Raw genomic sequence first — 16,462 nt, forward strand, 5'->3', positions numbered from 1 at the left:
TTTTTATAATTGACCACGGTCATTTTCGATCTGATAAAGTGACCATGGTCAACTTAACCCAAGGAGGCGAAAATGTCTGCCCGGAAAATTCTGATTTTGAACGGTCATCCTGGCGAAACATCACTGTCCAAGTCGCTCTGTGCCGCCTACCGAACGGCTGCGGAAGAGAATGGGCATGAGGTCCGCAGCCATGATGTCTCGCAGATGCAATTCGACATGGATTACGGACAAAGCGGCTATAAGGATCCCAAGCCGCTGGAACCCGATCTGGCAGCCTTTCTGGAAGATCTGGAGTGGGCAGAGCATGTGATGATGGCCTCGCCGCTGTGGTGGGGCGCGGTGCCGGCCAAGCTGAAGGCGGTGTTCGACCGGGCGCTGCTGCCGGGGCGGGCATTTGATACCAGGAAGGTAAATGTTTTTGGCCTGCCGGCGCCGATGCTGGCAGGCAAGACGGCGCGGGTGCTGCTGACGTCGGACACGCCGGCGCTGCTCTTGAGGCTGTTTTACGGCAATGCAGTGAAGAAGTTCATCAGCCGTCAGATCCTTGGTTTTGTGGGGATCAAGCCGACGCGGTTCACGACATTTGCCCCGGCCACGGCTGCGCCGGAGGCCAAGGTGAAATCCTGGCTCAGGACAGCAGGGGTTCTGGGTGGCAAGGCAGCTTGATTCCGCCAAGAAAAATAGGGCGCTGCGGGTGACATTCCCCCTGCGGTCCCGTATAAAATCCTGAAGCAAAGACAGGAAGATGTGAATGTCCGGAAACGAGCAGGCCCCCGCAGAATATGGCGCGGATTCCATCAAGGTTCTCAAAGGTTTGGAGGCTGTTCGCAAACGCCCCGGCATGTACATCGGGGACACGGATGACGGCTCGGGCCTGCACCACATGGTCTATGAGGTGGTGGACAACGGCATCGATGAGGCGCTGGCGGGCCACGCCGATCATGTGACGGTGAAAATCCACGCCGATTCCAGTGTCTCGGTCAGCGACAACGGCCGTGGCATTCCGGTGGACATTCACCCTGAGGAAGGCGTCTCGGCGGCGGAGGTCATCATGACCCAGCTGCACGCGGGCGGTAAGTTCGACAGCAACTCCTACAAGGTTTCGGGCGGCCTGCACGGCGTGGGTGTTTCGGTGGTGAACGCGCTGTCGGATTGGCTGGAGCTGCGCATCTGGCGCAACGGCAAAGAGCATGTCGCCCGGTTTGAGCGCGGCGACACCGCCAAGCACCTGGAGGTGGTCGGCGACTGCGGTGATCAGACCGGTACCGAGGTCCGCTTCATGGCCTCGACCGACACGTTTTCTAATCTGGAGTACTCCTTTGAAACTCTGGAAAAACGCCTTCGCGAGCTGGCCTTCCTGAACTCTGGCGTGCGGATCATCCTGGAAGACGAACGTCCGGCTGAAAAACTGTCGACGGAGCTATTCTATGAGGGCGGCGTCAAGGAGTTCGTCAAATACCTTGACCGGCACAAGACCCCGGTGATGGAAGCACCGGTCTATATCGTCGGTGAGAAGGACGAAATCGGCGTTGAAATCGCCATGTGGTGGAACGACAGCTACCACGAGACGGTGCTGCCCTTCACCAACAACATCCCGCAGCGCGATGGCGGCACCCATGTGGCGGGCTTCCGCGGTGCGCTGACCCGGACCATTAACAATTACGCGCAGTCTTCCGGCATCGCCAAGAAAGAGAAGGTCTCTTTCACCGGTGACGACGCCCGCGAAGGCCTGACCTGCGTGCTGTCGGTGAAGGTGCCGGATCCGAAATTCTCCAGCCAGACCAAGGATAAACTGGTTTCGTCTGAAGTCCGCCCCGTGGTCGAGAGCCTGATGGGTGAGAAGCTGGCCGAGTGGTTTGAGGAAAACCCCAACCAGGCTAAGCAGATCGTCGGCAAGATCGTTGAGGCCGCACTGGCGCGCGAAGCCGCCCGCAAGGCGCGCGAGCTGACCCGCCGCAAGACGGCGATGGATGTGAACTACCTGGCGGGCAAGCTGAAAGACTGCTCCGAGAAGGATCCGTCCAAGACCGAAGTCTTCCTGGTCGAGGGGGACTCGGCTGGCGGTTCCGCCCAGACCGGCCGGGACCGGATGACCCAGGCGATCCTGCCTTTGCGCGGCAAGATCCTGAACGTGGAACGCGCGCGCTTTGACCGGATGCTGTCCTCCCAGGAGATCGGCAACCTGGTGATGGCGCTTGGCACCGGCATTGGCCGGGACGAGTTCAACATCGAGAAGCTGCGCTACCACAAGATCGTCATCATGACCGACGCGGACGTTGACGGCGCCCACATTCGGACGCTCTTGCTCACCTTCTTCTACCGGCAGATGCCGGAGCTGATCGAAGGCGGCTATCTCTACATTGCCCAGCCGCCGCTTTACAAGGTGGCGCGCGGCAAGTCCGAGGTCTACCTCAAGGATCAGGCGGCATTGGATGACTACCTGATCAACCAGGGGGTCGACGGCGCGGTGCTGAAGCTGGGCAACGGCTCCGAGATGGCCGGTGCCGACCTCACCCGCGTGGTGGACGAGGCGCGCCAGTTGAAGCGCGTGCTGGATGCCTTCCCGACCCATTACCCGCGCCACATCCTGGAGCAGGCTGCCGTTGCCGGTGCCTTTGTGCCGGGGGCGGTGGATTCCGACCTGCAGGGCGTGGCTGACAAGGTGGCCGCACGCCTGGACGCCATTGCGCTGGAGTATGAGCGCGGCTGGCAAGGCCGGATCACTCAGGACCACGGCATCCGCCTGGCCCGCATCCTGCGCGGCGTTGAAGAAGTGCGGACCCTGGACGGCCCGATGCTGCGTTCCGGCGAGGCCCGCAAGACCGGCAGTTTCACCCAGAGCCTGCAGGAAGTCTACGGCACCACCGCCCAGCTGGTCCGCCGAGACCGCAGCCAGATCATCCATGGACCGCTGGACTTGCTGAAGGCGATCCTGGAAGAGGGCGAAAAGGGTCTGACATTGCAGCGTTACAAAGGCTTGGGCGAGATGAACCCGGATCAGCTGTGGGAGACCACCCTGGACCCGGACGCCCGCACGCTCTTGCAGGTGCGCATCGACGATATGGTCGAGGCGGACGATCTGTTCACCAAGCTGATGGGCGACGTGGTGGAGCCGCGCCGGGAGTTCATCCAGAAGAACGCGCTGAGCGTAGAGAACCTGGATTTTTAAGACGGTGTAGGGTCGCCCAAAAGCGTGTTTTAGCCCCATACTTTTGCGCAAGTTGCCCATAGTTTTGATTCTGACACACGTCAAAGGTGAGGCGAAGGTCGAGAGCTACGAAAATCTCTTGCATGAGTTTATGGCCCGCTGCCGTTCTCTACTCGTCATTTCGTGATTTCCGGTCCGTCCGCCGTACGCATCATGCGAGCGGCGAACTGTGGCTTGTCGAATAAAGCTTTTGAGTTGTGCTTTGCGGCAACTGACGCACCATGCGTGGAAGCAAACTGCGTCACGGTTGCTTCTGGGAAGCTTGCACCACTCATTCGAACGACAGGTTCGCTGATCGCGCAAAGCTGCGGGCAAAAAGTACAAAACTATGCGCAAGTGGTGCGCAATGTTATGGGCGAGTGACCTGGAAATTTGTGAATAAAATCAATGAGTCTGACACGGCTCTATGGGCGACCCTACAACGGTTTGCCCCCCAAAGAAGTGGCGGCCATGCACGTGCGGGACCGGATTAAGACCCAGCCGGTTCATATCAGTTTGGGCGGGCAGGTCAGAGTCTTAGGTTCGGATTGCCGATAGATCTGCGGTCCGGATCGCGTGAACCGGCAGATGGATGGAAAAATTCCGGCGGACCAAATCCGGTCCGAGTATGGTGATTTGAGTGGCCGGTCCCGGGCAACTGGGATCTTTGCAGTCCAATTCGACAACGGTAATCAGGGCAAGCTGCCCGGCACCGGCCATTTCACGCACCATGCGCCTTACGCGCTGGATATGCCAAAGCGTGGCAGCCTTCCCTTTGATCTGGGCAGCATAGCTCACAGTTGCGTTGGGTTCGGCGCGTCGCCGTAAGCGGCAACCGGATCAAAACTCTTGCGGTCTTCCTTGAAAACCAGCGGGGCGCCAGCATCGCTGCCAGTGGGAACTGCACGGTAGAAGCAGGAGCGGTAGCCCACATGGCAGGAGGCACCTGAGCCTGCGACCGACACGCGCAGCCAGATGGCGTCCTGGTCGTCATCGATACGCGCTTCGACAACCTGCTGGACCAGGCCGGACGTTGCTCCCTTGTGCCAGAGAGTCTGACGGGCGCGGCTGAAGTAGTGCGCCTCGCCGGTCTCCAACGCCAGCCGCAGGGCCTCTGCAGTCATCCAGCCCAGCATCAGAACCTCGCCGCTGTCCGCGTCAGTGGTGATGCAGGGCATGAGCCCGTCGGGACCGAACTTGGGTGCCAGCACGCAGCCCTCTTCGACTTCCTCGACCGATAGGCGGGGGGCGAAACGAATTTTGTCCACTTGGATACCTTGTTATTGGATATGTTATACCATAACAAACATGATCATTCATGCATCGCAACCCGAAAGAGCGGCACGACATGCAAAGCCAGACCCCTGTCACCTTGCTCACCGGCTTCTTGGGCGCGGGAAAAACCACTTTGCTGAACCGTTTGCTGCACGATCCAGCAGCGGGCCGCATTGCGGTTGTTGTGAATGAATTCGGCGATGCAGGCCTGGATCATGACCTGATCGAGGAAACCGCCGAAGATGTGGTTCTGATGGCAGCCGGATGCATCTGCTGCTCAATCCGCGGTGATTTGTCGAGGACGCTGATGTCCTTGCTGGAACGCCGCACAAACGGGGAACTGGCGTTTGACCGCGTGGTGATTGAAACCACCGGGCTGGCGGATCCGGGGCCAGTCCACCACACCTTGCTGATCGACAAAAACCTCGCGCTGAATTTCGCATTGGACGGCATCGTCACGGCTGTCGATTCCGTTCTGGGCGAGGACACTTTGAACCAGCATGCCGAAGCGCAAGCGCAAGTTGCCATGGCGGACCGGATTGTTCTGACCAAGCGGGACCTGGCAAACCGGGCTGTCAAACGTGCGCTGGCACGGCGGCTTGACCGGCTGAACCCGGGTGCCCAGCGGATTGAAGCTGAGCATGGAGCCGTTCCCTCAGGGTCTTTGTTCGGGCTCAGTGCCATGCGCAAGAAGACATCGCACAGCGATGCCCTCGATTGGCTTGCGGCGTCTGCCGCAGCTGCCCCGGCAGATCCTTTGGCGGGACTATCCGGGTTTGATCTGCCGCAGCCGGAGCCGGTGCTGGAAATCGGCGGCCCATCGCACCATGCGGCGGACAGCAGGATCGTCACTGCATCAGCAGCAATCGACACGCCGATTCCGGCCCGGGTTTTTGATTTCTGGCTGGACACGCTCATCGCATTGCGTGGCGCGGACATCCTGCGGCTGAAGGGTATTGTCCATATCGAGGATGTACCCACCCCCTTTGTCTTTCACGGCGTCCAGCACATTTTTGAACCTCCCGTGCCTCTGAAGGACTGGCCGGCAGGCGACCATACCAGCCGTGTTGTGGTGATCGCCCGGGATTTCCCCCAGGAGGATCTCGAGCAAAGCCTGGCCATGCTGCGCATGCGTCCAAAGGAAGGGGACGAGACCCAGGGCATAACCGTTCACACCCTGAGCGCCGAGGCTTTGTGACCCTGCGCTTGTTTTCCACCAATGTTTCGCGCCGATGAAGCGCTGCAACCCATGGGGCGAGCCAGGACACCCCCCGGCACCGCCCGCACGACCCAGGAAGCAATCACTATGATCCATGTTCACTTGCCCGACGGGGCTGCCCGCGCGCTGGCCGCTGGCGCAACGGCTGCCGATCTGGCCGCAGCGATCAGCCCCAGCCTGGCCAAACGCACCGTGGCGGCCTCGGTCGACGGGTATCTGGCTGACTTTTCCGCACCGCTTCCCGACGGTGCCGCCGTGGAGCTTGTAAGCCGCGATGATCCCCGTGCGCTGGAGCTGATCCGCCATGACCTGGCTCATGTGCTGGCCGAAGCGGTACAAACGCTCTGGCCCGGAACCCGGACCGCTATCGGCCCGGCAATCGAACATGGCTTCTACTATGATTTCGAGCGTGAGACGCCCTTCACGCCCGAGGACCTCCCGGTGATTGAAGCCAAAATGCGCGAGATCATCGCAAGCCGCACGCCTTTTGTGCGCGAGACCTGGACCCGCGGCCAGGCGCGCGCGCATTTCGAAGCCGCAGGCGAGAGCTACAAGCTGGCCCTGCTGGATGCGATCCCCGAGGGCGAGCCGGTGACCATTTACCGGCAGGGTGATTGGCTGGACCTCTGCCGCGGCCCGCATATGCGCCACACGGGCGACGCCGGGGCTGCCTTCAAGCTGACACGTGTTGCCGGGGCCTATTGGCGCGGCGATGCCAACAACCCGATGCTCAGCCGGATCTACGGCGTGGCCTTCGCCTCCAAGGCTGATCTGGACGCACATCTCACCATGATGGCCGAGGCGGAAAAGCGCGACCACCGGCGGCTGGGCCGCGAGATGGACCTGTTCCATTTCGAAGAAGTCGCGCCGGGTTCCATCTTCTGGCACCCGAAGGGCTGGCGCCTGTTCCAGACCCTGATCGGCTACATGCGCGACCGTCAGGAGGCAGCGGGCTATCTGGAAGTGAACTCGCCCGACATCATGGACCGCGCGCTGTGGGAGACCTCAGGCCATTGGCAGAACTACCGCGCCAACATGTTCCTGGCGCAAACCGAGGACGACCGCGACTACGCGCTGAAGCCGATGAACTGCCCCGGCCACATGCTGATCTACGGGCAAGGCACCAAAAGCTACCGCGATCTGCCGCTGAAGCTTGCCGAATTCGGCAAGGTGCATCGCTATGAGCCTTCCGGCGCGCTGCACGGGCTTTTGCGGGTGCGCAGCTTTACCCAGGATGATGCACATATCTACTGCACGCCCGAGCAGCTGACCGAAGAGTGCCTGAAGGTCAACGATCTGGTTCTGTCCATCTACCGTGACTTCGGCTTTGAGGATGTCCGCATCAAGCTCTCCACCCGGCCGCAAAACCGGATCGGCAGCGAGGAGAGCTGGGACCGCGCCGAAGATGCGCTGCGCAGGGCGCTGGACGTTTCAGGGCATGAATACACTCTGTTCGAGGGTGAAGGCGCGTTCTACGGGCCGAAACTAGAGTATGTCCTGCGCGACGCCATCGGACGGGACTGGCAATGCGGCACGCTGCAGGTCGATTTCAACCTGCCTGAGCGCTTCGGATCCTCTTATGTGGCGGCTTCCGGAGAAAAACTTCCGCCGGTTATGCTGCACCGGGCGCTGTTCGGGTCCCTGGAACGTTTCACCGGCATCCTGATCGAACATCACGCGGGCCATCTGCCGCTGTGGCTGGCGCCGGTTCAAGTGGTCGCCGCAACCATCACCGGTGCCGCCGATGACTGGGCCAAGGAGGTTGCCCAGGCCATGCGCGCCGCCGGATTGCGGGTGGAGACAGACCTGCGCAACGAGAAAATCGGCTACAAGGTGCGCGAACACGCGCTAAAGAAAATCCTCGTTCAGATCGCACTTGGCATGCGCGAGGCAGAAGAGCGGACGGTCACCATCCGCCGCCACGGCGAGGCCAGGACGCAGACGCTGCCTTTGTCCGAAGCCATCACACTATTGACGCAGGATGCAGTACCTCCTGCAGCGGCCCAGGCGGAGCGCTTCATGCCATGAACACGCGCTTCAGAGGCAAAGCAATGCAGTCTGCTGCCCCATGTTTCCCGACGGCATCCCCAAAGGGTTTCGAACCATGAGCATTGTTGATTTTCCCATTCGCGGCGAAGCATGTTCCGTGCTGCAGGCGCGCGATGCATCGGCCTTATCCGGTATCAAGCAGCCGGGTGTCGCGGCCGCAATCTGGCAGCGCGAGCCTGCGCCAGAGTTTGTCAATTGGATTTCCGGACTGCCGCCGGACAAGCTGCCGAAGCTGCGCAGCCTTGTTGGCGCCGATGCGCTGGAAGGGTGCATTCAGGCGGCCTGCAGCCTGGCCGGAACGCCTGCCGGCCCAGAGCGGGACATGCTGGCAGGCGACATCGCCGCGCTTGGATACCTCATGAGTGAAATCATGGAGACGCCGCTTCTGCATGTGCGTCTGGAAGCGGTCTCCACGAACGCCTGCCGCAGGTTCCATGTCGACAACATGACGGCCCGGATGCTGTGCACTTACCGCGGGGCAGGGACCCAGCTTACCCAGCCCGGTACCGAAGCTGCGCCGCTCTCTGTGTCGCAGGGCAGCGCGGTGCTGTTGCGCGGGCGCTGCTGGCCCGGGGAGGAGCAGACAGTGCTTCTGCACCGCTCGCCGCCCATCGAAGGAACGGGAGAAACCCGCCTGCTGGCCGTTATTGATCCAGCTTTCGACTATAAGCCGGAGGGCCGCTTGCACTGAGCGCGCTGTCCGCAAGTTGCGGTGCTTTGCCGGAATGGCGCAGCAGCTGTTTGCTGTGTTCCCAAGAAGAAAGGTATCAGATGCTGGAAGACCCAACTGCTGTGCTCCCAAAGGACGGTCCGGATACTGAAACCGGCACGCACTCATGCCTGGCAGGGAGCCGTGCACTTCTGCTCCGCTGGATCGAGGCTCTTGGCACGAAAGACATTGACGCCCTGCTTGCGCTTTACTCCGAAACGGCAATCCTCGTGCCGGCTATGCAAAACTACATCTGCAGGGACACAGCCGAACGCCGCGCCTACTTTGAAAAGCTGCTGGCAAACCCCGGTCTGACGTGCCAGCTCAACACTGTTTGCATGAGCGCTGGCCGCACCGCTGCAACCGCAACTGCTGCCGGGCACTACACGTTCTCGTTCGAGCGTGACGGTGAGGATGAAATTATCCCGGCACGCTTCCTGTACTGTTTTGAAGAAATCGGTGGTGTCTGGCTTATCGCAAGCCACCATTCGTCCAAATTCGTGTGAACGGCTGCCTGCGGCGGGAATGGCATCAGCGGCTCCGGCCCTCAGTCTGCCGACAGCCGAATGACACCATGCTGGTCAACGATCCCCTGCTGATCAGGAGCCGGAGAGGATTTCCGGGTATCGCCAGATTTGAGGATCCAGGCAGCCGGTATGAGCATGCCCCGCAAGTGCCGGCGGACCACGCGCATCCAGAATCTGACGGGTGCTTCAACGCAACCTGCAGCACTTTTTGCAAGTGCCGCAGAACTATGGAGTGTTTGAAATGCCATTTGGTTCCGTGCAGCTGTGATTGACCACCGGAAGCGCCGCGATCTGTTCCCTCGATTGCAAGAGAAACCCGGAGGCTGGCCACCAAGACTCTATGCCAATACCGTGCAAAGTTCTGGCGCAGACCCCGGATGCACGGCTGACGCATCATGTTCCACACGAGCTAAGCTTCCGCTGCTGTCCCGGATCCAGCCGCACTTGCGGATGGGCTCTTAAAAAAAGAACTTATTACTGCCTGGTACGAGGGTATCAGTCAGATGCGCGGCACCTCATTCTGCCGCCTCTACTGGTTTAGCCCAATCCTCCCACCCCGTGCCGGCAGTCAGGACAGGCCCGTTCCAGGCAAAGGGGATCTGATGAATGGTCGTGTCTTGCCCATCAATCAGCAGCACGAAATAGGCCGGGTCCATTGGGGCACCTTTCAGCAAGTCGGTTTCGCTCAGGTCCGGGATCGACTGGTTGCCGGTCGAAGGCACACTGGCAAAAGGAACACCTGCCAGGCGTCCGTGGATTGGTGCGTGGACATGGCCGAAATGGATGTAGTCGATTTTGCGGGCATGTTCCTTGATCAGGTCCCGGAATGGGCCGCGATCGTCCTGGACCAATGCGATCCTGTCTTCTGCGGGCAGCCCCACCAGCATTGGGTTGTGATGCAGAAAAATGCGAGCGCGTTCGCAGCTTTCCAGCTCAGCCCTCAGCCAAGCGCGCCGGGCAGCGCAGAAATGTCCGGCATGGGTCCGCTCGCCAATGCTGTCGAGATAGATGAATTGCGTCCCCCCGACTGTTTCGGAGTGATTGACGAAGCCGTTTTTGTCCACGGGATGACCTGTGAAGACGGAGCGGAAGGTTGCCCGGTCGTCGTGGTTTCCAATCATCAGCCGCACCGGAATTGGCAGGTCGGCGATGGCAGCTTGCAGCGCTTCATAAGCCGCGCGTTCCCCCCAATGAGCCAGATCGCCGGTGATGATGACGCGTGCAGCGTCGGCATGATTTTCCATCACATGGGCCAAGGCGAGCGCAAATCGGGCATGGGGGTCCAGCCCGCCCATTTCTTCGCCGGGGACCGTCAGGTGAATGTCTGAGATTTGGATGATCTTCATATCTGTACTCTGCCCGGAGGAGAACCGGCCGCGCGCGAACCGGCACGCAGCCGGAAAGGTGTCTTTAGCCGTTAGGCATCAGGTCGGCGACTTCTTCGACCATGTCCTGCTGCAGCTCTTTCATGTCGGCGGCGTCGCCGGTGACAATGCGCTCGATGCCGTCATAGATCACCTGGGTGATCGCCAGGCCATTGTCGCCCGGATAAGCCAGCCAGTCGCGCAGCAGAGGCAGCTGGTCCACGGCGGTCTGCTTGTTGGGGTTCTGGTCATAGAAATCAGCCAGGATAACTTCGTTTGCGGCCTTGTTCGGCGGCATGTAGCCAGTGGTCTTGGCCACTTCTGCGGCGCCTTCACCGCTGGTGATGAATTTCAGCCAGGTCCAGGCGGCTTCCTGCACTTTCGGATCATCCGAGGCTGAAGTCAGCATGGCGGCATTGCCGCCCGCCGGCAGACCCTTGGGTGTTTCATCCATCCCGGGAAAAGGACCCGTTTTCAGCTCAAACTCACCCTGCGAGCGCTCAACAGCACCCAGGGCGGAAGTCGACCAGAATATCATGCCGATTTCGCCTGCCGAGAAGGACGACAGGGCCGCTTTCCACTCAAGGTTCTGCATCTCGCACTTGGTGAAAATCTTCTGCATTTGCTCCATTGCGGCCAGCGCTTCGGGGCTGTCCAGAGTCACGACGCCGTTTTCAACGATGGCTTTGTCCTGCGACCACATCAGCGCCTGCATGAACCAGTTGCCGGTGATGTTCCAACCCCAGAAAATCGGGTTATCGATGCCGTTGGCCTTCATGGTTTCACACATGCCGATCACCTCGTCCCAGGTGGTGGGCAGGGTTTCAACTCCGGCTTCTTTCAGCAGATCCATGTTGTAATAGCCAACCGGCAGCGAGACCGAGAACGGCAGGCCGTGAACGTTTTCACCAAAGGTCGACAGCGACAGCATGGCGTCGTGATAGCCGTCCTTGGCAAAGTCGGTTTCTTTGGCGATGAAAGGTTCCAGCGACTTGGCAATGCCTTTGTCCACCAGGATCTGCTGGCGGTTCAGGCCCTGCATGGTGACGTCGGGCAGGTTGCCGGACACCGCTTCACGCAGAATGGTGTTGGTGCCGTCTTCGTAGGATTCATAGGTGGCGCGGAATTTCACATCGATGTTCGGATGCGCTTCCTTGAAGGCCGGCATCATGGCTTCATAGGTGACGTCAAACAGATGGCTGTAGGGATAGGCGAATTCGATGGTCACGGTGTCTTCGGCCACCACGGCGGTGGCGGTCAGCGCCAAAGCCATTGCAGACAGGGCGGTTTTCATGGAAATCTTCCTCTCATTCCTGACGTGGAGCGCTTGTGTTTGGCGATGCACGCTCCGGGTTGATCCCTGACGGGATATCGGGAGGGTGCGGGGCGGCCCGCACCCGAAACTCATTTCATGCCGTTCAAGGTGATTCCTTCGATGAAGCGCTTCTGCGCCACCAGGAAAGCTACGATTAATGGGGTGACGATCACGGTCGCTGCGGCCATCATCGGCCCAAAGAACGACCCGTCGCCGTCGCCTTTGAATTCCCGCAGTCCCAAGGGCGGCGTGAACAGGTCGCGGTTGCCGGTGACCACGATGCGGGGCCAGAAGTAGTCGTTCCAATGGGCCACGATTGAGAAAATCGCAAAGGCCAGAAGTGCGGGGATTGCGGTGGGCAGCATCACGCGCCAGACAATGGCGAACTCTCCCATCCCATCCATGCGTGCCGCATCAATCAGATCATCCGGCACCGTCATGAAGAACTGGCGCATCAGGAAGATGCCAAAGACCGAGATCGTCCAAGGCACAACAAGCGCGGCATAGGTATTGGTCAGCCCCAGCTTGGCCAGCATGATGTAAAGCGGCAGCGCAATGGCGTGGACTGGGATCAGCAGGCAAAACAGAACCAGGCCAAACACCGCATCTCGCCCCCAGAATTTCAGCTTGGCCAGCGCATAGGCGGCGGGCAAGGCGACCACGACCTGGATCAGAAAGATCGACGCCGTCACGATGACCCCATTCAGCAGGTAACGCAGCAACGGTGCCTCGGTGAATGCTTTGGTGTAATTGAACACCACGGGCCGCATGGAGCACTCTGCCGTGGCCTCAGCAGCCAGCGCATCGCGGATCGTGCTGTCGCTTTGCCCCGGGAAGCGGTCTGCGGCGGCAGCAATGTCGTTGCGGTCAGGGTCGCGCAGTTTGACACAGCGCTCATCCACCATCAGCTGCTGCTGCCCGAAAAAGCCGCCCTCTCCCCGGTCAATTTCTCCAGGAGATTTGAAGGAATAGCTGACCATCATATAAAACGGCGCCAGGACGACGATCACACCAAGGATCAGGATCAGGTGCTTCCACCAGTCGCGGGTCATTTGTAATGGACCTTTCGTTCCACCAGCCAGCGCTGGATCAAGGTGAGGAACATGACGAAGGCAAGGAACAGCATGGTGATCGCCGAGCCGACCCCGATCAGGTTCTGCTGGATGCCCTTTTCAAAAATGGCGAACATCATCACGTAGGTGGATTTGTTCGGCCCGCCGCCCTGCGGCCAGAAGGCTTCGATCGTGTCAAAGACCTGAAAGGCACGGATGCAGGTAATGGTGACAACAAAGACCGTAGTCGGTCCCAGCGCAGGCCAGGTCACCAGACGGAACCGCTCCCACGCAGATTTTGCTCCATCCATTTCCGCGGCATGATACAGCTCCCGGTGGACGCTCGTCAGCCCGGCCAGATACAGCACCATGTTGAAGCCGAACCCCTGCCAGACGCCGATAAAGCAGATTACCCAGATCGCATAACGCTTGTCGCCCAGCCAGACTGGAAACCGGTCGGCACAGCCGTCAGCCATGAAAGGCCAGATCTGTTCCAGGAATGTGCCGCAGCCCATTTCCAGTGTGCGGTTCACCATTCCGATTGACGGGTGCAGCATGAACTCCCAGGCAATGGCCATTGCCAGAAGCGTCGCCATCACCGGCAGGAAATAGATCGTCTTGTAGATCTCGCGGAAACGGCCCAACGAGTTGATCAGCAGCGCAGTCCCCAACCCGAGGCCTACTGAGACCGGCACCACCGTCACCACATAAGTCAATGTGGCCAGAAACATCTTTTCGTACGTCGCGCGTGTGAACAGCTTTTCGTAATTGCGGGTGCCAACCCAATCGAAACCGCTGTTTCCAAGAGAATAATTGGTGAAGGACAGCAGCCCCGCGATGATGACCGGTGCCAGCAGAACGATAACCATCAGGGTCAGGGCAGGTGCGGTCAAAACCCATGCGGCACGGCGTTCTTTGGCTGCGTGACCTGCAACTGCCTTTGTCTTTGCGACCGGCAAGGAGGGTTCTATGGCGGGCATCTCAAGCGACCTCGGAGGTTGCAGCGTTGAGATGACGAAGCCCGCGCATGCGTGCGCCATCCGCGTCGAAAACAAGCGCGTTGTCAGTGTCAAAATCCAAGGCCACAGGTGTTCCCAGCGCCAGTGCTTTGCGTTGCTCGGGTATAGCGCGCAGGGTGACGCGTTCTTCCAAGCCAGAGACCTCAATTTGAACGAAAAGCTCCGAGCCAAGGTTCTCGCTATGCGCGACGCGGCCGCGGATCGGGCTGTCCCCGCCCGTTAACCGAAGCGCCTCTGGTCTGAGGCCAAGCGACGCGACACCTCTGCTCCCGTCGATAACGGCAAGGTTCAAGGCGTGATCCAGCAGGCTCAGCCGCCCGTTGGACAGGATCTCAAGTGGGAGGATGTTGATTTTCGGAGAACCGATGAATTCGGCGACCTCAATCCAGTCAGGATCTTCATAGACCGCATCAGGCGGCGCACACTGCAGGATGCGCCCGCCCATCATCACCGCGATACGGTCTGACATGGTCATCGCTTCGACCTGGTCATGGGTCACATAGATAAATGTTGCTGCAAGACGGCGGTGCAGCTGCGCAATCTCAGCCCGGGTCTGGACCCGCAGTTTGGCGTCGAGGTTAGAAAGCGGTTCGTCCAGCAAAAACGCGGCAGGTTCCCGCACCAAGGCCCGCCCCAAGGCCACCCGCTGGCGCTGCCCGCCGGAAAGCTGACCGGGCTTGCGGTCCAGAAGATGCCCGATCTCGAGCATTTCAGCTGCAAGGGTGACATCCCGGCCAATGCCGCCAGCCACGGCGCGTGCACCGGGCAGGAAACCGCCGATAAGCGGCAGCCTCTGCAACCCTTTCATGCGCCGCATCCTGAGCGGCACCGCGATGTTTTCGCCTACGCTCAGATGCGGGTAGAGTGCATAGGACTGAAACACCATCGACAGATTGCGATCTGCCGCGCGCCGTCCTGCAACTGAGTGCCCGCCGATCTGAATGTCTCCGGTGCATTGCTCCTCCAGCCCTGCGATGATCCGCAGCAGCGTGGACTTGCCGCAGCCGGACGGCCCGACCAGAGAGACGAATTCACCGTCGGCTATGTCCAGGGAAACCCCTTTCAGCACTTCGGTTTCGCCAAAGCGCTTTGTTATATTTTCGATGCTCAGCCCGGCCATCTGATTCCTCCATCTGACAGCGGTGGTCTAAGCAGCTGAGCCTTCACTTTTGTGACGTCACATTAGTGAGACTAATGGCGGTTATGGCCTCGTTCAAAAGGAGGCCGGGCATGCGCGCCAACCATCACCAGTTTGTTGCCTTTGCTTATGTTGTCCGGGAAGGCAGCTTCTCAGCCGCCGCCGCGCGGTTGGGGGTGACGCAGCCGGCTGTAACCCAGCATGTGGGCAAGCTGGAGAAACAAGTCGGCTCGCAGCTGCTGGTGCGCAGCCGCGATGGCATTTCCCTCACCCGGACTGGTCAGGAATTCTATGACTTGGCGGACCGGCTGGTTGCGCTGGATTCGGAAATCAGCGAGCGGCTCGAAGGGTATGAGGCCATGGCACGCGGCCACATCAAGATTATTGCCAATGCCCCTCTCCCCGCGCTCAAGGCGATCAGCCTGTTCCGGCAGGCCTATCCCGAAGTTGAAATCGATTTTTCCCTTTACGGTTGGACCACCGCGACCAGCCTGTTGCGGGAGCGGCGGGCTGATGTCGGATTGATCACGGATCCTCCGCACTCTGATGACTGGGAGCGCGTGATGGTTCAGAAGAACCAATACGTGGCTTACCTCTTGCCGGTTTCCCCGCTCGCCGCGCGTGGCATTCTGAGCTTCAAGGACCTGCAAGAAGAAACCATCATCCTGCCGGAAACCGGATCTCTGACGGAGCGTGTCGTGCGAGAAGCGCAGCACAAAAGCGGAGTCTACTTTCAACGTACAATAAAGATGACCACGTTCCCTTTGATGTGTGAGGCGGTGTTGCAAGGTGCCGGAATCGCGATCTTCCTTGGGAAGAGCGGATTGATATCGAGAGGTTTGGCCGAAGTTCCGGTCGCTGAACTTACACAGCAGCATGAAACCGCGGTAGTGGCGCCAAAGGACAGGGCAAAACTGCGATTGGTGAAGGCTTTCATTGAAACCGCCTGTTCCTCAGATTTTCATGAGTCCGGCGGGTAAGAGCTCAGCCTCCCTAGGCTGCCGGTATGGTGAGAACAGTGAGGCAGCCAAAAACCGGCCAAAGGATAGAGCCTCTGACCATCAACTGTGCAGAAGCCGCCGATTTAGCGCCGCCGATTGGTCGCAGGGCCGAGATCCGCGCGTGAGACGCCTGTAGAAGATGGGCTGGTCATGTGGCTCCCTCCAGGGGCGGCAGGGCCGTATCCCTTGTGTTCAACGCTTCCCAAAATCTGACGGCGACCTATCCGTGGGCTTCGATCATCCATTTGGCGGAAGGCAGGCCGTTCAGGATCACCCTGGCACCCTGGCACCCGTGCCGCCGCAGGCCTGCCCGGCTGTCTTGAAAAGTCTTTTGGGGCGGCCAATGGTATCAGTCCCGGTGTGAAACTTGGTGTTCCTTCCGCCCTTTTTCTCTGACCGAATGACACGTCGCCGCCATGTGCGATTTTCAACTCAGGTTTCTGAAAAACTGGGCTGCGATGCCATTTCGATTTGGTCGCGCTAGACTTCGGTTTGTCCAGGTTTCTGGAAAAAGCGTCTGATGTGAACTTTCGGATAGGTCCTGCTCACCATTGTGCGCTGCATCTCAACAGTTGCACTGGAGAAGTCTGAATCAGCCTAGGCCTAT

13 protein-coding genes are annotated in these 16,462 nt (G+C 59.9%); 7 read left to right on the forward strand and 6 right to left on the reverse strand.

Translation table 11 applies throughout. The annotated features are described in order from the left end of the window. Nucleotides 1–72: 72 nt before the first annotated feature. Nucleotides 73–666, forward strand: a complete 594-nt coding sequence (locus tag RA20_RS11395) for an NAD(P)H-dependent oxidoreductase (RefSeq protein WP_039128424.1) — start codon at nt 73–75, stop codon at nt 664–666. Nucleotides 667–751: 85 nt separating this feature from the next. Next, nucleotides 752–3,169, forward strand: a complete 2,418-nt coding sequence (gene gyrB / locus RA20_RS11400; RefSeq protein ID WP_039128427.1) for a DNA topoisomerase (ATP-hydrolyzing) subunit B — start codon at nt 752–754, stop codon at nt 3,167–3,169. 812 nt (nt 3,170–3,981) lie between these two features. Here gyrB and hisI read toward each other — a convergent pair. Then, entirely contained in the window at nt 3,982–4,455 is a 474-nt protein-coding gene (gene hisI, locus RA20_RS11410) for a phosphoribosyl-AMP cyclohydrolase (RefSeq protein WP_206540108.1), read from the reverse strand. A gap of 80 nt (nt 4,456–4,535) precedes the next feature. Here hisI and RA20_RS11415 point away from each other — a divergent pair, with 80 nt between their 5' ends. The 4 genes from RA20_RS11415 (at nt 4,536) to RA20_RS11430 (ending at nt 8,945) form a co-directional block, all read left to right on the forward strand. Then, nucleotides 4,536–5,660: a CobW family GTP-binding protein gene (locus tag RA20_RS11415; RefSeq protein ID WP_052248965.1), complete on the forward strand. Its 1,125-nt coding sequence runs from the start codon at nt 4,536–4,538 to the stop codon at nt 5,658–5,660. A 108-nt stretch (nt 5,661–5,768) separates the two neighbouring features. Further along, nucleotides 5,769–7,709 (forward strand): threonine--tRNA ligase, encoded by a 1,941-nt coding sequence (thrS, locus tag RA20_RS11420; RefSeq protein ID WP_039128436.1) that lies wholly within the window; start codon nt 5,769–5,771, stop codon nt 7,707–7,709. A 76-nt stretch (nt 7,710–7,785) separates the two neighbouring features. Beyond that, entirely contained in the window at nt 7,786–8,421 is a 636-nt protein-coding gene (locus RA20_RS11425) for a DUF1826 domain-containing protein (protein ID WP_152618489.1), read from the forward strand. A gap of 80 nt (nt 8,422–8,501) precedes the next feature. Further along, the gene (locus RA20_RS11430) at nt 8,502–8,945 is read left to right on the forward strand and encodes a nuclear transport factor 2 family protein (RefSeq protein WP_039128439.1); all 444 of its coding nucleotides are present in this window, start codon (nt 8,502–8,504) and stop codon (nt 8,943–8,945) included. Between the two features lie 536 nt (nt 8,946–9,481). On the opposite strand, the gene RA20_RS11435 is transcribed toward RA20_RS11430, so the two are convergent. From RA20_RS11435 to RA20_RS11455, 5 genes are all read right to left on the reverse strand, one after another. Next, nucleotides 9,482–10,312, reverse strand: coding sequence for a phosphodiesterase (locus RA20_RS11435; RefSeq protein WP_039128442.1), 831 nt, complete (start codon nt 10,310–10,312; stop codon nt 9,482–9,484). Nucleotides 10,313–10,376: 64 nt separating this feature from the next. Next, nucleotides 10,377–11,624: an ABC transporter substrate-binding protein gene (locus RA20_RS11440; RefSeq protein ID WP_039128444.1), complete on the reverse strand. Its 1,248-nt coding sequence runs from the start codon at nt 11,622–11,624 to the stop codon at nt 10,377–10,379. Nucleotides 11,625–11,734: 110 nt separating this feature from the next. After that, the gene (locus RA20_RS11445) at nt 11,735–12,697 is read right to left on the reverse strand and encodes a carbohydrate ABC transporter permease (RefSeq protein ID WP_039128447.1); all 963 of its coding nucleotides are present in this window, start codon (nt 12,695–12,697) and stop codon (nt 11,735–11,737) included. Beyond that, nucleotides 12,694–13,566, reverse strand: coding sequence for a carbohydrate ABC transporter permease (locus tag RA20_RS11450; RefSeq protein WP_446720153.1), 873 nt, complete (start codon nt 13,564–13,566; stop codon nt 12,694–12,696). The genes RA20_RS11445 and RA20_RS11450 overlap by 4 nt, the downstream gene beginning before the upstream one ends. A gap of 112 nt (nt 13,567–13,678) precedes the next feature. Next, nucleotides 13,679–14,836 carry an ABC transporter ATP-binding protein gene (locus tag RA20_RS11455; RefSeq protein WP_039128452.1) on the reverse strand — a complete coding sequence of 386 codons (1,158 nt, stop codon included), beginning with the start codon at nt 14,834–14,836 and terminating at the stop codon, nt 13,679–13,681. Nucleotides 14,837–14,946: 110 nt separating this feature from the next. Here RA20_RS11455 and RA20_RS11460 point away from each other — a divergent pair, with 110 nt between their 5' ends. Further along, the gene (locus tag RA20_RS11460; RefSeq protein ID WP_039128455.1) at nt 14,947–15,834 is read left to right on the forward strand and encodes a LysR family transcriptional regulator; all 888 of its coding nucleotides are present in this window, start codon (nt 14,947–14,949) and stop codon (nt 15,832–15,834) included. Nucleotides 15,835–16,462: the final 628 nt, after the last annotated feature.

The sequence above is a fragment of the Leisingera sp. ANG-Vp genome, assembly GCF_000813725.1.
In the GTDB taxonomy this organism is placed as follows: domain Bacteria; phylum Pseudomonadota; class Alphaproteobacteria; order Rhodobacterales; family Rhodobacteraceae; genus Leisingera.

Excerpts from the sequence above, each read along its gene's own strand:
- RA20_RS11395 (WP_039128424.1), top strand. The coding sequence starts at position 73 with ATGTCTGCCCGGAAAATTCTGATTTTGAACGGTCATCCTGGCGAAACA.
- gyrB (WP_039128427.1), top strand. The coding sequence starts at position 752 with ATGTCCGGAAACGAGCAGGCCCCCGCAGAATATGGCGCGGATTCCATC.
- RA20_RS11415 (WP_052248965.1), top strand. The coding sequence starts at position 4,536 with ATGCAAAGCCAGACCCCTGTCACCTTGCTCACCGGCTTCTTGGGCGCG.
- thrS (WP_039128436.1), top strand. The coding sequence starts at position 5,769 with ATGATCCATGTTCACTTGCCCGACGGGGCTGCCCGCGCGCTGGCCGCT.
- RA20_RS11425 (WP_152618489.1), top strand. The coding sequence starts at position 7,786 with ATGAGCATTGTTGATTTTCCCATTCGCGGCGAAGCATGTTCCGTGCTG.
- RA20_RS11430 (WP_039128439.1), top strand. The coding sequence starts at position 8,502 with ATGCTGGAAGACCCAACTGCTGTGCTCCCAAAGGACGGTCCGGATACT.
- RA20_RS11435 (WP_039128442.1), bottom strand. The coding sequence starts at position 10,312 with ATGAAGATCATCCAAATCTCAGACATTCACCTGACGGTCCCCGGCGAA.
- RA20_RS11440 (WP_039128444.1), bottom strand. The coding sequence starts at position 11,624 with ATGAAAACCGCCCTGTCTGCAATGGCTTTGGCGCTGACCGCCACCGCC.
- RA20_RS11445 (WP_039128447.1), bottom strand. The coding sequence starts at position 12,697 with ATGACCCGCGACTGGTGGAAGCACCTGATCCTGATCCTTGGTGTGATC.
- RA20_RS11450 (WP_446720153.1), bottom strand. The coding sequence starts at position 13,566 with ATGGTTATCGTTCTGCTGGCACCGGTCATCATCGCGGGGCTGCTGTCC.
- RA20_RS11455 (WP_039128452.1), bottom strand. The coding sequence starts at position 14,836 with ATGGCCGGGCTGAGCATCGAAAATATAACAAAGCGCTTTGGCGAAACC.
- RA20_RS11460 (WP_039128455.1), top strand. The coding sequence starts at position 14,947 with ATGCGCGCCAACCATCACCAGTTTGTTGCCTTTGCTTATGTTGTCCGG.